Source organism: Rhodococcus sp. RCBS9 (assembly GCF_029457415.1).
GTDB classification, from domain to species: Bacteria; Actinomycetota; Actinomycetes; order Mycobacteriales; family Mycobacteriaceae; genus Rhodococcus_F; species Rhodococcus_F qingshengii.
In genome coordinates, this window is the sequence record NZ_CP120422.1 from 2764455 (window position 1) to 2779959 (window position 15505).

The following is a 15505-nucleotide window of genomic DNA, read 5'->3' on the forward strand; positions in this document are numbered from 1 at the left end:
TTACGACGGCGGAGCTGCGCCGGGCAACGGCGTCGGCAACGACCGACCTTCCGGTGCAGCGGGTGGCGGGACCGGAGCGGCGCCGTTGATCAGGATGTCGCCCTTGGCGCTTCCGGTGATCGCGGCAAACCCGCCGGTTTCGACCTCTTTGCCGATCGAACAATTGACTCGGCGGCTGCCGGCCAACCAGCTTTCCAGTGAAATGTTGTCCCAGAACAGTGTCAGCGTCTTGTCGCGAAGCGCGTCTGCGGAACCAAGATACTCGTTGGACGCCTGAGTGCAGACGCCCTCGAGGTAGCGGTCCTGATCTTCGACCGACGGCATTGCGCCCGGGAATTGAGTGCCGAGGTCTATCACCGAAATAACCTCGTATGCATGCGGTTTCGCGCAATCGACCGGATCGGTCGGGAGGTTCTGGTTGATGCCGATGCACGTGCCGACGTCCCACACGTTCGACTGGTCCTGGTCCGCCACGCGGCCCACGAACGGTTGTAGTTCGCCGGTCGTGGTCGAGAACTGCAAGCCGCAACGCAGTGCGCGCTCACCCGAAGCCCAACCCGATTCGCTCGGGAACATCAGGCCGACGCTGAACTTGCCCTTGGGATCGAACTTCGAATCGAGGTAGGACATGACGATGGGTGTGCAGTGCTCGTCGCGTAGTTCGGCGAACCGAAGGGCGCCCGGGTACCGGGAACCGGGGCCGAACTCGGCGCCGGGGAACACCGAGAGGTCGAGTGGTCCGGCAACCTCGAAGCGGTGTTCAGTTCCGCACTGAACCTTTGACATGTCCGTGCGGTCCCCGCCCGACTCGGTCGCAGGCGTCCAGTTGAGGCAGTCGCCGGCCGCAGCCGCGGTGAAGGCGTCGTCACGAGTAGATCCCGTCGCTGCGGGACCGCCACCACTGACACTGACCGAGGACGAGTCGTCCTTGTTCAATCCACCGGAAATCGCGATCGTTGCGATCGCGGCGACCACCGCACCTACCGCCACGGCAGCCAGGACCCGACGGGTGCGACTCGCGGAGACAGTTTTCTTCGCCGGCGTCCCCTGGGGATCTGCCGGATCTGGCGACTTCTCGATCTTGTCTTCGGACATCGATTCCATCATGCCTGTTGCCGTGGCGATATCGAACCTTCACTACAAAACTCACAATCGCGTCTGTGAGTATTTTGTAGTCATGAGCGAAAACACCCCACTCGATCCCGAGGCTGTCGAGCTGGCGGGCCGGCTCTTCGACATGGCACGAACCGGTGACGCAGCCGGGCTGGCGTCGTACGTCGATGCCGGAGTTCCCGTCAATCTGACCAACGAGAGTGGCGACACGCTCGTCATGTTGGCGGCGTACCACGGTCACGCTGACGCCGTCGTTGCCCTGATCGAGCGCGGTGCCGACGTCAACCGACCCAACGACAAGAACCAGACGCCCCTTGCCGGGGCGGTCTTCAAGGGCGAGGATGCGGTGGTGAAAGCGCTGGTGAGCGGGGGAGCCGACCCGAAAGGTGGACACCCGACGGCGGTCGACGCGGCTCGGATGTTCGGACGCGAGGACTACCTGAGTCTGCTCGAATCGTGATCTCTCCCTCTCCGACGTGGACGTGACCGTCGGAGAGCTGCAGTGAGTGGGTAAAGTTCGAAGTCGTGATTGACCTCAAGTTTCTCCGTGAGAACCCCGAAATCGTCCGCGAGTCGCAGCGCACCCGTGGAGAAGATCCAGGACTGGTCGACGCTCTGCTCGAAGCCGACGCGTCCCGACGCGCTGCCGTTCTGACCGGAGACAACCTCCGTGCAGAGCAGAAGGCCTTCGGCAAGAAGGTCGGACAGGCATCTCCGGAGGAGCGTCCCGCACTGCTCGAAGGTTCCAAGGAACTGGCGGCAAAGGTCAAGGAAGCCGAGGCCGCGCAGCACGAGGCGCAGGCCGCGCTCGACGCCGCACACCGCGCGATTTCCAACGTCGTACAAGAAGGTGCGCCGGCGGGCGGCGAGGACGACTACATCGTTCTCGAACACGTCGGTGAGATTCCGAAGTTCGACTTCGAGCCGAAGGATCACCTCGAGCTGGGCGAGTCGCTCGGCCTGATCGACATGGAACGCGGCGCCAAGGTTTCGGGTTCGCGCTTCTACTTCATGACCGGCTACGGGGCCATGCTCCAGCTCGGACTGCTGCAGTTGGCTGCGCAGAAGGCGATCGCCAACGGATTCACGATGATGATTCCGCCGGTGCTCGTACGTCCGGAAATCATGGCGGGTACCGGCTTCCTCGGTGCTCACTCGGACGAGATCTACCACTTGCAGGATGACGACCTGTACCTCGTCGGAACTTCCGAGGTACCCATGGCCGGCTACCACTCGGGCGAGATCCTCGAACTGAACGAAGGCCCGAAGCGCTACGCCGGTTGGTCCTCGTGCTTCCGCCGCGAGGCCGGAAGCTACGGCAAGGACACCCGCGGCATCATCCGTGTCCATCAGTTCGACAAGGTCGAGATGTTCACGTACTGCCGTCCCGAGGACGCCGACGCCGAACACCAGCGTCTCCTAGGGTGGGAGCGAGACATGTTGGCGGCCATCGACGTTCCGTACCGCGTGATCGACGTCGCCGGCGGAGACCTCGGTTCTTCGGCTGCGCGTAAGTTCGACTGCGAGGCATGGGTCCCGACGCAGGGCACTTACCGCGAGCTGACATCGACGTCCAACTGCACGACGTTCCAGGCCCGCCGCCTCGGAGTTCGGTACCGCGACGAGAACGGCAAGCCGCAGACGGCCGCCACTCTCAACGGCACCTTGGCTACGACGCGCTGGATCGTGTCGATTCTCGAGAACCATCAGCAGGCCGACGGCTCGGTGCGAGTGCCCGAGGCATTGGTGCCGTTTGTCGGCACGGATGTGCTTCGCTGACACGCTGAACCAACACAATCAGGGCCGCGACGGACTCCGTCGCGGCCCTTTTCGTACTTTCGTACTGGTAGGTTTGGAACTTTTTCTGAACTGACGAAATATCAACTTTTTCCCGCCGATTGGCGCGGTGACCACCAAAAGCGTTGTCGATGGGCCGCTTTGGCGATAGTTTTGCGTTCAATCGAGTTTCCATACCCTGCTTTTCCATCCCGCGTCTGGTGATACGAGGGTGAGTCCGGGGTGAATTGGACAAGTGTCTTGCCAAAAGTAGTACACGTACTAGTTTTTTCGTTATGTTGTGACGGCGCGCACACGTTTTGTCCGAATCCACTGCTCATGTTTGCCCTTCCGAAGGAAGTGCCCATGCCCCAAATCTCTCAGTTGCGGCGATTCGCCGTGCCCATAACCGGAACCGCCATGGTCGCCGGAATGCTGCTGGTCGGCACGCCCGCGTCAGCTGCTATCTCGACCACCGGTTTCAAAACAGCGTGCGTTGCCGGATCGATTATCGGAGACGTCCACAAGGTCACCGACAACCTCATCACGGTCGACGCCCCGGCTTCTGTCCAGCCCGGCGAGACTTTCACCTACCGAATTCAGCCGAGCGGAACGTCATATCCGGACAAGGACTCCGGAGCGACTACTACGAACTTGTCACGTCTGAAAATCGACTATGCCATCCCGAGCAATGCGACGTACGTTTCCGCTACCGTCGTCGCAGGTACCTCCATCGGACTCGACAATGTCGCACCGAATGTTCTCAGAGTCAACGATTCTGGCAATGTCGACGGCAGCGGCGGGATCCTGCGGTTGTCAGGAAACAACCAGGTGATCGGCAACAGTCCGACGACGAGCACGAACTCGGAGGGTGGAATTCGAGTACCGAAGTCCAAGAAGAACCTCGATGGCTCGACAAACGGCAACGGAGACACGTGGTTCCGACTTCCCGCAGTCGACGTAACAATGGTCGCTGGTGCGACGGGAGTGATCCAGCCGAAGGTGAGGACCGCGGGTGCGGCCGGCAACCTCGGTGCCAGCGAAAACTTCAGCACTCAGCTCGCAAAGGCGAGTTTCCTTGGTACACAGTGGGCTCCGACCCGGTGCTCGCCTCGCGAGAACAAGGACACCACGCCTCTCAACGCTGGTGCAGGTCCACTCGCGACGATCAGCATTGCTTCGGCTCCGGTGGATGTCGAGACCACGACGTCACTCTCGGTTCCGGCGACTGCCATCACAGGTACGGCGGTTGATCTGACGGCGACAGTTGCTCCGAACAATGCTGTCGGTACGGTGCAGTTCAAGTCGAACGGCACTGCAATCGGTTCCCCGGTCACGGTGACTGGCGGTGTTGCGACTCTGTCGCACGCGTTCGATGCTGCTGGTGCGCAGAGTGTTACGGCTGATTTCACTGCTGGTGCAGGGTTTGTGAGTTCGTCGGCGCCTGCTCAGACGGTGACCGTTTCTGATCCGGCTCCGGTGGATGTGGAGACGACGACGTCGTTGTCGGTTCCGGCGGCTGCCGTCACGGGTACTGCGGTTGATCTGACCGCGACCGTGGCTCCGAATACTGCTGTCGGTACGGTGCAGTTCAAGTCGAACGGCACTGCAATCGGTTCCCCGGTCACGGTGACTGGCGGTGTTGCGACTCTGTCGCATTCGTTCGATGTTGCTGGTGCGCAGAGTGTTACGGCTGACTTCACCGCCGGTGCTGGCTTTGTCAGCTCCTCGGCGTCGGCTCAGACGGTGACGGTCTCCGATCCGGCTCCGGTGGATGTGGAGACGACGACGTCGTTGTCGGTTCCGGCGACGGCGATCACGGGTACTGCGGTTGATCTGACCGCGACCGTGGCTCCGAATACTGCTGTCGGTACGGTGCAGTTCAAGTCGAACGGCACTGCAATCGGTTCCCCGGTCACGGTGACTGGCGGTGTTGCGACTCTGTCGCATTCGTTCGATGTTGCTGGTGCGCAGAGTGTTACGGCTGACTTCACCGCCGGTGCTGGCTTTGTCAGCTCCTCGGCGTCGGCTCAGACGGTGACGGTCTCCGATCCGGCTCCGGTGGATGTGGAGACCACGACGTCGCTCTCGGTTCCGGCGACGGCGATCACGGGTACTGCGGTTGATCTGACCGCTACCGTGGCTCCCTCGAATGCTGTGGGTACGGTGCAGTTCAAGTCGAACGGCACTGCAATCGGTTCCCCGGTCACGGTGACTGGCGGTGTTGCGACTCTGTCGCATTCGTTCGATGTTGCTGGTGCGCAGAGTGTTACGGCTGACTTCACCGCCGGTGCTGGCTTTGTCAGCTCCTCGGCGTCGGCTCAGACGGTGACGGTCTCCGATCCGGCTCCGGTGGATGTGGAGACCACGACGTCGCTCTCGGTTCCGGCGACGGCGATCACGGGTACTGCGGTTGATCTGACCGCTACCGTGGCTCCCTCGAATGCTGTGGGTACGGTGCAGTTCAAGTCGAACGGCACTGCAATCGGTTCCCCGGTCACGGTGAGTGGCGGTGTTGCGACTCTGTCGCACGCGTTCGATGCTGCTGGCGCTCAAAGCGTTACGGCTGACTTCACCGCCGGTGCTGGCTTCGTGAGTTCGTCGGCGCCTGCTCAGACGGTGACGGTGTCGGATCCGGCTCCGGTCGACAAGGCGACAAAAACGGTGCTGAGTGTTCAGGGTGAAGCCAAGGTCGGACTGCCTGTTGATCTCTTCGCGACAGTGTCCGAAGATCCCTCGGACGCCCTGGTGCCGTCCGGCGGAACGGTCCAGTTCAAGATCGGTGGAGTCGATCTGGGCGCCCCGGTCGCGGTTGTTGACGGAGTTGCCAAGCTGCCGCACGTGTTCGGAGCAGAAGGCACCTTTGCAGTCTCGGCTGCATTCAGTGGATCCGGTGTGTTCACGTCGTCCGCTGCGGAGTCTGTCGACGTCAATGTCACGGTTCCGACCCCGTCGGATGTCGAAAGCTCTACGTCGTTGACGGCTCCGTCTTCGGCAAAGGTCGGCACTTCGGTGCAGCTGAAGGCTGTGGTCAGTTCTTCCGGCGCGACGTCGGGAACCGTCCAGTTCTTCGATGGAACGACTCCGATCGGAACGGCCGTCGATGTTGTCGGTGGGCAGGCTGTGTTGAGCCACACCTTCACCACGACCGGCAACCATTCGATCACCGCGGTCTACAGCGGAGCCCAGGGCGTCACGGGTTCCACGTCGACTGCATCGGTTGTGAACGTCGGTAACGGGGGTGGTGGCTCCGGTTCGCTCGGTTCGCTGTCGCTGCCGTTCGGTTCATGATTCTCCGATGATGTGATGCCCCCTTGCGCCCATAGGTGCAAGGGGGTATTGCTCTTCGGGAATCGCGGACTGGTCGTTAGCTGAACTATTGGCAATTCGTGATTGTTTGTCTGAAATAACTGATACAAGTACTACTTTTGACGGGTACTGTACGAGCGTCCAGCTCCATTCCGATTTCCGCTCTGTTCGAGTGACCTCCTTCCGTGCGGTTCCCGATCCACGTCTGTTGCTAGCTGAGGAGAGTTCGTGATGGTGAGAAGAAGTTCCGCGGTTGTGGTGGCGGCGTTGGTCGGTGGCGTGCTGGTGGCAGGTGGCGTTGCTTCGGCAGCTCCGACGTCATCTCCCGCGGTGGAGAACTCGATCGGGTTCAAGCTGGGTTGCGATGGTTATGAACATCTGGCTGTTGATATCGCGGATGTGTTTCATTCGACGGGTGTGACGGTGTCTGCGCCGGAGAAGGTGGTGGCGGGGTCGACGTTCACCTATCGGGTTCAGCCGAACGTGATGTCGGTGCCGACGGGTGGGCATGCAGGCCGCAGTGTCGGTAAGTGGACGCGGCTCAAGTACGACTTCGATATACCTGCAGGGGTGTCGTTGGTGGATGCTCAGGTCGTGGCAGGTACTTCGTCGAATTTGTCCGGTGTGACTCCGTCGGTGATTCGGATCAACGACGGCGGTTCGCCGGATGGCGCGGGTACGCATCTGCGTATTTCGGGGAACAATCAGACTGCTGACTCGAACAACAAGGGCGGTAACGGCCCGAGCACGAGCAAGAACAGTGACGGTGGAATCGAGGTAGGGGCAGGGAAGACCTTCCGGTTGCCCGCGATCGACGTGACGGTGGTTGCCGGTGCCGCGGGTAGTACGGTGCAGCCGAAGTTGCGTGCCACAGACGGTGATTCGGGTGCGTTCAATTCGCCGAAGAATGCGTTCACGTTCTTGCAGTACGAGACCCTTTGGCCGGGGTACTGGGAGCGCTACAACTGCTCTCCGCGCGATTCGAGTGGTGGTGGGTTGAATGCGGGTGGTCAGGCATTGGCCACCGTCAACGTCGTCTCGCAGGCGGGGACCGCGACTGCAGTGACATCCGGCGCGGCTGCAACGGTCGGTCAGTCGACCGATTTGGTTGCGCAGGTCTCCCCGGCACCGACAGGCGGCACCGTTCAGTTCAAGGATGGCGGAACTGACATCGGCGCCCCGGTGGCCGTCGTCAATGGCGTTGCCACACTGCCACATACATTCATCGCAACGGGAGATCACTCCATCACCGCTGTATACGACGGTGTTCTCGAGTTTCTGACATCCACGTCACCGGCACGCACAGTGAGCGTGGCCGCTGCCGTTGTACAGACGACTGCGTCGTTGACAGTCCCGAGTAGTGCCGTCGAGCAGACCTCGGTCGCGCTGACCGCAAACATCTCACCGGCAGCTAACGGCGGAACGGTCCAGTTCAAGGACGGTGGCATCGACATCGGCGGACCCATCGCGGTGACTGGCGGAGCGGCGACCCTGGATCACACGTTCACCACGACGGGATCGCACTCGATCACTGCGGTCTACTCAGGTACTGCAGGTTTTGGTGGTTCGACCGCGCAAGCTCAGACCATCGAGATCTCGAGCTCAGCGCTGAGTACGACTACAACGCTTCAAGTTCCGGCTACGGCGGTTACGGGTACTGCTGTTGATCTGACGGCGACGGTTGCTCCGAACAATGCTGTCGGTACGGTGCAGTTCAAGTCGAACGGCACTGCGATCGGTTCACCGGTTGCAGTTGCGTCAGGTGTCGCGACGCTGTCGCATGCATTCGATACTGCTGGTGCACAAAGTGTTACGGCTGACTTCACTGCTGGTGCAGGGTTTGTGAGTTCGTCGGCGCCTACTCAGACGGTGACGGTGTCTGATCCGGCTCCGGTGGATGTGGAGACGACGACGTCGCTCTCGGTTCCGGCGACGGCCGTCACGGGTACGGCTGTTGATCTGACCGCGACTGTTGCTCCGAACAATGCTGTGGGTTCGGTGCAGTTCAAGTCGAACGGTGCGGCGATCGGCTCGCCGGTGACAGTCTCCGCGGGTGTTGCGACACTGAGCCATTCGTTCGATGCTGCTGGTGCACAAAGTGTTACGGCTGACTTCACTGCCGGTGCAGGGTTCGTGAGTTCGTCGGCGTCGGCTCAGACGGTGACGGTCTCTGATCCGGCTCCGGTGGATGTGGTGACGACGACGTCGCTGTCGATTCCGGCGACTGCCGTCACGGGTACGGCGGTTGATCTGACCGCTACCGTGGCTCCGAACAACGCTGTCGGCACGGTGCAGTTCAAGTCGAACGGCACTGCGATCGGTTCACCGGTTGCAGTTGCGTCAGGTGTCGCGACGCTGTCGCATGCATTCGATACTGCTGGTGCTCAGAGTGTTACGGCTGACTTCACCGGCGGTGCAGGGTTTGTCAGCTCGTCGGCGTCGGCTCAGGCGGTGACGGTCTCTGATCCGGCTCCGGTGGATGTGGTGACGACGACGTCGCTCTCGGTTCCCGCGACGGCGGTTACGGGTACGGCGGTTGATCTGACGGCGACGGTTGCTCCGAGCAACGCTGTCGGTTCGGTGCAGTTCAAGTCGAACGGCACGGCGATCGGCACTCCGGTGGCAGTCACGTCGGGTGTTGCGACGCTGTCGCATGCGTTCGATGCTGCTGGTGCACAAAGTGTTACGGCCGATTTCACCGCCGGTGCTGGCTTTGTGAGTTCGTCGGCGTCGGCTCAGACGGTGACCGTTTCTGATCCGGCTCCGGTGGATGTGGTGACGACGACGTCGCTGTCGGTTCCGGCTACGGCGGTTACGGGTACGGCTGTTGATCTGACGGCGACGGTTGCTCCGAACAATGCTGTGGGTTCGGTGCAGTTCAAGTCAAATGGCACTGCGATCGGTTCCCCGGTCACAGTGTCCGGTGGTACCGCGACCCTCTCACATTCCTTCGATGCCGCTGGCGCGCAGAGCATTACCGCGGATTTCACCGCTGGTTCCGGATTCAAGAACTCGGTTGCGAGTGCGAAGTCAGTTCAGGTCAGTGTTGCCGACCAGGAATCCGTCGTCGAACTGAATATCCCGACCGACGCCAAAACTGGTGTGGCGACCGACTTGTGGGCAACCGTCCGAACGTCGTCGGATGATGCTGTCGGCGTCGGAACCGTGCAGTTCTACGACGGTGGCGTCGCGATCGGCGGTCCTGAAGCGGTTACGGCCGGCGCTGCCGGCCTGACGCATTCGTTTACCTCTGCGGGTGCGCACAGCATCACTGCGGTCTATTCGGGAGGAGCCGGTGTAGTCGGATCCTCGGCCCAGGCGCGGACGGTGAATGTAACGGACCCTGCGCCTTCGGATGTCACCACGGAGACTGTGGTGACGGTGCCTGGTGATGCCGTGGTGAACAAGTCGGTGACCCTGTCGGCGACTGTCAGTTCGGTGCAGAACGGTGGAACGGTGCAGTTCATGGATGGGGATACTCCGATCGGTGACGCTGTTGCGGTGGTCAGCGGGATCGCGGCGCTGAACCACACCTTCACCACAACCGGCACGCATTCGATTTCGGCAATCTACAGCGGGGCAACCGGATTCACAGGATCCACCTCGACGGCCCACGCAATTCAGATCAAGGCTGCAACCGGCGGTGGCACGGGCAGCCTCGGTTCAGGAAGCGCTGGCTCGAGCGATTTCCTTCCGTTCGGTTCCTGACCGGAACAGTTCAGGTCGCGGCCCCGAGGCAATATCCCTCGGGGCCGATCGACAGGGTGAACTGCATCGAGCGCGAGTTACCGGTTCCGTCGCTGACGGGCAGGGTGACACGGACGTAGTCGCCGCGAACCGGAGTGACTGTTGCAGCGTCGGCGTCGAAAGACTTGATACCGGCCAGCTGATTCGGATCGAGCTTGAGAGGCGGCTGGCCGGTTGCGCCGGTGCCGTCCGGATCCCACGGGCTGTTGCCGGGGCAGATCAGTGGATAGAACGTCTCGACGTCGCGGGTATTGACCGGCCGTCCCGTGGCGCGTGAGAGAAACCTGACGACGGCGTGGGAAGCGTCGGCCGCGGTGTAGAAGTTTGATTGCCCCGCAGGGAAGACGAACGGGCACGCATAGCCGGAAGCGATCTCCGAGCGCTTGGCGGCGACGGAGAGTCCGCCTCCATTCCAGGTGACCGCGTACTGGCCGTCGACGCCTGGTGCGGCGATGGCCGTCAAGATGGCGGGAACATCCGAGTATCGGTCGGCGATCGTTGTGGGCGGCATCGTCCAGCATGCGTTCGTGAGCGCGTCCACGTCCAAGGACACCAGGTCCGTTGCCCAAGCTGCCAAGGCCGGCGCAGCAGCCGGATTGCCGGGCACGTCACCAACCGGAGGTGGCGCGACCGGCGCAGCGGGCGCAATTGTCGTCGTGGGTGCGAGAGTGGTTGTCGTCGTGGTTTCAGTCGTCGGCGGAGACGGTTCGTCCGTCAGGATTCCCGTCCGTCCGTCGTCCTCACATGCGGTTATCGCCAACGTCATGGCGAGTGCGACTGCCCCCACTGCCGCTCGTCCTGCCGACTTCATTCGTTCGTACGCCCCTTTTGCGACATTCTGACCAACATCCACCCCAGAACTGCTGCGGGTCAGATCACGGATTCCCGTCTACGCTAGCGAACTGTGGATCCCGTTTACAGAACAGTCATCGGCATCGCCCGTACCGTCTTCGCTTTCGAGGGCCTGAAGTTCTCCGTCAAGGGAGAGCAGAACATCCCGGCGTCCGGTGGCGCCGTGATCGCGATCAACCACACCGGGTACATGGACTTCACGTATGCGGGACTGCCGGCACGGACCCCGAAGCGCTACATCCGGTTCATGGCCAAGAAAGAGGTCTTCGACAACAAGATCTCCGGACCGATCATGCGGGCCCTCAAGCACATCCCGGTCGACCGCGGCGCGGGCGCCGACTCCTACAAGGCGGCCGTAGATTTCCTGAAGCGCGGCGAATTGGTGGGCGTGTACCCCGAAGCCACGATCAGTCGGAGCTTCGAGATCAAGGAATTCAAGTCCGGCGCCGCCCGCATGGCGATCGAGGCGGGCGTCCCGATCGTTCCCGTCGTCATCTGGGGCGCTCAGCGCGTGTGGACGAAGGGTTATCCGAAGCGTTTGGGCCGCACCAACACTCCCATCTCCATTGCCGTCGGCGAGCCGATTGCACCTTTCGAGCCGGCGAGTGAGCTGACGGCGAAGCTGCGGTCGACGATGCAGGAGTTGCTGCTCGATCTGCAGAAGAACTACGACCATCCCGCCGGCGAGTACTGGGTGCCGGCCCGCCTCGGTGGCAGCGCGCCGACGCTCGAGCAGGCCGACAAGATGGATGCCGATGAGGCCGAGGCGAAAGCCAAGGCTCGCGAGGCGCGGAAGTCCGAAGGCTGACCGATGTCCTTCGAGCCCGTTTACACCGCTGTCGAGGTAGTCGCGCGTGGTCTGAGCGGTTTCCAGGGTGTGAAGGTCACCCGCACCGGGACTGAGAACGTCCCGGTGTCCGGTGGCGCCGTCATCGCGATCAACCACACGAGCTACCTCGATTTCATACCGGCGGCCCTGGCGGTCGGTACCGCGAAACGCAAGCTCAGGGTGATGGCAAAGGCCGAGTTGGCGGACAACAAGGTCCTCGGCTTCCTCATGCGTGGATGCGGCGTCATCGAAGTCGATCGCTCTGCCGGAGCGCAGGCGTATCGAGCCGGAGTCGACGCCCTGAAACGGGGCGAACTGGTGGGCGTCTACCCGGAGGCGACGATCAGCCGGAGCTTCGAGATCAAGGAAATGAAATCCGGAGCAGCTCGGATGGCCATCGACGCCGGCGTTCCGATAATTCCGCTGATCGTCTGGGGCGCCCAGCGGATCGTCACCAAGGGCGGACCGAAAAATCTGGGCCGCAATCATTTCCCGATCTCGGTGGAGGTGGGTGCACCGATCGATCCGGTCGAGCCCGCCGAAGCGTTGAGCGAGATTCTGCGCATCGAGATGGATGCAATCCTGCGCCACGTGCAGGACGGGTTCGTGCACGAGCCCGGGGCGTACTGGGTGCCGCGCCGACTCGGCGGTGGCGCACCGACGCCGGAGGAAGCTGCGGCCATGGACGCACAGGAACGCGCGAAGCGGGCGCGCTGAGCGAGACCGTCGTACCGGGCAGGCACAATGGCGGTGTGAGCCCAGACCGTCGTATCAGCCCTGACCGCCCAACCTTGGTTGCGACCGATGTCGACGGCACCCTCATCGATCACGACGAGTTGGTCAGTGCCCGCACCCGCGCCGCCGTGCATGCCGTCGTCGAATCCGGCACGCCGTTCCTGCTGGCAACCGGGCGTCCTCCGCGATGGATTTCGCCCGTCGTCGAGGGCTTGGGATACGCGCCACTCGCCGTCTGCGCCAATGGAGCCGTTGTCTACGACAGCTACGCCGACCGCGTCCTCAGCGCCGCGACCTTGTCGGTCGACGCACTCACCGAACTCTCCGAGCTGGCACTGGTTGCACTCCCGGGCGCAGGTTTGGCCGCGGAACGGGTGGGGGAGAGCGCACATGACGCCGCCACCCCACAGTTCGTCAGCTCACCGGACTACGAACATGCCTGGCTCAACCCGGACAACACCGAGATGTCCGAGGACGAAGTGCTTGCGGCGCCGGCCGTCAAACTCCTGATTCGCCGTCCAGGCATGACCAGCACGGCGATGTACGACACGCTCGCTCCGCACGTCGGTGCGCTCGCCGACATGACGTACTCCACCGAGAACGGACTGATCGAACTCTCGGCGCCGGGAATCACGAAGGCGTCGGGCCTGGTTGCCGCCGCGGAGAGGTTCGGCTTCGACCTGTCGGGTCTGGTTGCCTTCGGGGACATGCCCAACGACATCCCGATGCTGGGGATGGCACGCCTCGGCGTTGCCATGGGCAACGCTCACCCCGAAGCCAAAGCCGCAGCCGACGAGGTCACCGACACCAATTCGGCACACGGGGTCGCAAAAGTCCTCGAGCGCTGGTGGTCGTAGAACCCACCAGCGCCCGAGGACGTGTACTGCTCGAGTGTCAGCCGACAGGCGCGCTGTTGGCCATTTCCTGGGCAAAGGTCTCGTTGTAGGTCTTGAGGACCTTCGTGACCATGCCGGTGATCTGGTTGAAGATCAGCGAACCGTTCTCGAAGTCGCTTCGCAGGCCGTCCGGGATCGAGTACTCGTCCGAGATCGGCAATCCCAGTTCACCCGCGTCGGAACCGAAACTCTGCCACGACTTGAAGATCTCGCCGAGCACGGTGAACACTCCGCCGTTCGGCGAGGTGTAGACAGCGCCGTTCTGGAACAGCGCACCCTGGTTGCCGAGCTTCGCCTGCAGAATTCCGGACAGTGCCTGGCCGAGGCGTCCGATCTCGCCACCTTCGGCGATCCACTTCTGCGCGAGCGGTGAATTGTCGGTGATCTGCAGAATCTGGGTGACCAGATCCGGGATCGACGAACCGGTGCCACCGGTGACCGTGTCGACCGGAGTGGTCGGCTTGGGCGCAGGCGTCGACGGATTGGAAGGGTTCGAGGGGTTCAACGTTCCCCCGATGTTCGCGGCCGCGATGTTCCGGATGTCGTTCATGTGTGCGTATGCGGCATCACCCGGGCACGCGGTGTTTCCGACGTCGCGGTGGGCGAAGATGATCGGCAGATCGACTGCTGCGCCCTGCGGGTACGGCGTGAACTCGGTGCCCTCGGAGTACATCGTCGTTCGGCCCTTGGGATCGAGTCCGGCCATGCCGAGCTTCCAACCGAGGAACTTGCCGACGGCGTTGAGCGTCGCCTGCGAAGGCTCGACGGTGGAGTAGTCGCCCATCATCGCGATACCGGTGGTGTTCTCGTTGAATCCACCCGCGTGTGCACCCTGAACTGCCTTGTCGAGTCCGCCTGCGCGGCCTTCGAAGGTCTGACCGTACTTGTCGACGAGGACGTTGTATCCGACGTCGCACCAGCCGAGCGTCTGTGCGTGGTAGGCATAGATCGAGCGGACGATGCCGGCCGATTCGGCCTTCGTGTAGTTGTTGCTACCTGCGGTGTGGTGAACGGTCGCGCCACCGATGAAGTCGTCGTAGGTGGGGGAGTCGCAGCGAAGTGACTCGTCTGCTCCCCACTGAGCACGGGTGATGACGGACGGTCCGCTGCCGCCGAGCGGCGCTGCGACGGCCTGCAGATTGCTGTCTGCCTCGCTGGCACCCGGGTCGATCAACACGGCGGTGACGGCATCTGCTGCCGTCGTCACCTGGCGAAGCGGCTTGGACACCGAAGCGGGTGTGTACCCGAGTTCGCCGGTGGCTGCGGGTGCTTCAGCGGGGGCAGCTTCCGGAGCGGGCGCGGGGGCAGCTTCCGGAGCCGGGGCCGGCACAACCTCGGCTGCGGGAGCAGCGGCACCCTGCGGCGTGAGGATCTGGATGGACTTGGTCGCGCCGACGAAGACCGGTTCGGTGGCGGTACCGGAGTTGGTGGCCTGATCCGAGCTGGCGGAGTCGATGGCGTCAGGGGTGAACCACGGGCCCCAGGTGCCGTCTTCGGCCAGGGCGCGGACCTTGGACTGCGCCGAGGCGATGGTGTCCGAGGTCAACGCGACCATGCTGAACGGAGTGTCGCGGGTGACTTCCTTGACCACGGCACCTGGCTCTTCCTCGGAAGGAACCGGAGCGGTTTCGGTCGGGGCGCCGGGAGCAGCGGGTGCCGGGAACAGCTCGGTCGGCAGCGTGATCCCGGGAGGTAGCGGGATTTCGGTCGGGAGCTTGAGGTTTCTCAGATCACCGAGGTTGATGTCGGGGAGATCGAGACCGGTCAGCTCCTTGACCGGAATGATGATGTCGGGCACCGACGCGAGGAGCACCTCTGCGATCTGGGTCGGCACTGCTACTGACGTCGTCTCGTTCGCGGAACGTACATCGGACGTAGTGCTCGTGAAGCCGTAGACCGCAAAAGGACTTGCGACAGCCACTGCGGCTACAGCCCCGAGTACGAGCGAGGGCTTCGGTCGACGGTGTGGCAAGGGATTACTCCTCGGTTGTAGTTACTTGCGAGCGAACTTCAGGGCCGATGACGGCCGTGAACGGAATCCTTCAAAACCGGATCCGAGCAGGTCGGATGCCATGTTCTGGGGTTGAACTCCAGTTTTCGGACGCGTACGTCTGCAACTCGTGATGCTGATGTGACTCGTGTGACTGGTGTTGCTAACTCCAAACACTCTTGCCACACTAGTCACAAAAGTCCATAACGCTCAACCTTAGGGTGAGACTTTAGTTAAATCGTTGTGGACTGGCCTGCG

The 15505-nt window shown here is 62.6% G+C and carries 10 protein-coding genes; 7 read left to right on the plus strand and 3 right to left on the minus strand.

The features are described from left to right. Complete coding sequence (locus P0M12_RS13110; RefSeq protein ID WP_030535830.1) at positions 1–1095, minus strand: septum formation family protein; 1095 nt, start codon at positions 1093–1095, stop codon at positions 1–3. A gap of 82 nt (positions 1096–1177) precedes the next feature. On the opposite strand from P0M12_RS13110, the gene P0M12_RS13115 reads away from it, so the two are divergent. The 4 genes from P0M12_RS13115 to P0M12_RS13130 all read left to right on the plus strand — a co-directional run bounded on the left by P0M12_RS13115 (position 1178) and on the right by P0M12_RS13130 (position 9906). Further along, the gene (locus P0M12_RS13115; protein WP_003945404.1) at positions 1178–1573 is read left to right on the plus strand and encodes an ankyrin repeat domain-containing protein; all 396 of its coding nucleotides are present in this window, start codon (positions 1178–1180) and stop codon (positions 1571–1573) included. Between the two features lie 65 nt (positions 1574–1638). Continuing rightward, entirely contained in the window at positions 1639–2892 is a 1254-nt protein-coding gene (gene serS, locus P0M12_RS13120) for a serine--tRNA ligase (protein ID WP_007736032.1), read from the plus strand. A gap of 363 nt (positions 2893–3255) precedes the next feature. Continuing rightward, positions 3256–6180 (plus strand): Ig-like domain-containing protein, encoded by a 2925-nt coding sequence (locus P0M12_RS13125; RefSeq protein ID WP_277377838.1) that lies wholly within the window; start codon positions 3256–3258, stop codon positions 6178–6180. A 249-nt stretch (positions 6181–6429) separates the two neighbouring features. Continuing rightward, a complete protein-coding gene (locus P0M12_RS13130) occupies positions 6430–9906 on the plus strand; it encodes an Ig-like domain-containing protein (protein WP_277377839.1) in 3477 nt (1158 codons plus the stop codon). Between the two features lie 10 nt (positions 9907–9916). Here P0M12_RS13130 and P0M12_RS13135 read toward each other — a convergent pair whose 3' ends face one another. Next, positions 9917–10756 (minus strand): hypothetical protein, encoded by an 840-nt coding sequence (locus P0M12_RS13135; RefSeq protein ID WP_037131202.1) that lies wholly within the window; start codon positions 10754–10756, stop codon positions 9917–9919. A gap of 93 nt (positions 10757–10849) precedes the next feature. Between P0M12_RS13135 and P0M12_RS13140 the strand changes: the two genes are divergently transcribed. From P0M12_RS13140 to P0M12_RS13150, 3 genes are read left to right on the plus strand one after another with little or no spacing between them, the layout of a single operon-like run. Then, positions 10850–11605, plus strand: coding sequence for a lysophospholipid acyltransferase family protein (locus P0M12_RS13140; protein WP_003943903.1), 756 nt, complete (start codon positions 10850–10852; stop codon positions 11603–11605). A gap of 3 nt (positions 11606–11608) precedes the next feature. Beyond that, the gene (locus P0M12_RS13145) at positions 11609–12343 is read left to right on the plus strand and encodes a lysophospholipid acyltransferase family protein (protein WP_007731829.1); all 735 of its coding nucleotides are present in this window, start codon (positions 11609–11611) and stop codon (positions 12341–12343) included. A gap of 53 nt (positions 12344–12396) precedes the next feature. Next, complete coding sequence (locus tag P0M12_RS13150; protein ID WP_037131235.1) at positions 12397–13218, plus strand: Cof-type HAD-IIB family hydrolase; 822 nt, start codon at positions 12397–12399, stop codon at positions 13216–13218. Between the two features lie 37 nt (positions 13219–13255). On the opposite strand, the gene P0M12_RS13155 is transcribed toward P0M12_RS13150, so the two are convergent. Then, entirely contained in the window at positions 13256–15229 is a 1974-nt protein-coding gene (locus P0M12_RS13155; RefSeq protein ID WP_003943924.1) for an N-acetylmuramoyl-L-alanine amidase, read from the minus strand. Positions 15230–15505 lie beyond the last annotated feature (276 nt).

Bases quoted from the DNA above. Each gene is read 5' to 3' on its own strand.
- P0M12_RS13110 (WP_030535830.1), bottom strand. From the start codon at position 1,095: ATGTCCGAAGACAAGATCGAGAAGTCGCCAGATCCGGCAGATCCCCAG.
- P0M12_RS13115 (WP_003945404.1), top strand. From the start codon at position 1,178: ATGAGCGAAAACACCCCACTCGATCCCGAGGCTGTCGAGCTGGCGGGC.
- P0M12_RS13125 (WP_277377838.1), top strand. From the start codon at position 3,256: ATGCCCCAAATCTCTCAGTTGCGGCGATTCGCCGTGCCCATAACCGGA.
- P0M12_RS13130 (WP_277377839.1), top strand. From the start codon at position 6,430: ATGGTGAGAAGAAGTTCCGCGGTTGTGGTGGCGGCGTTGGTCGGTGGC.
- P0M12_RS13135 (WP_037131202.1), bottom strand. From the start codon at position 10,756: ATGAAGTCGGCAGGACGAGCGGCAGTGGGGGCAGTCGCACTCGCCATG.
- P0M12_RS13145 (WP_007731829.1), top strand. From the start codon at position 11,609: ATGTCCTTCGAGCCCGTTTACACCGCTGTCGAGGTAGTCGCGCGTGGT.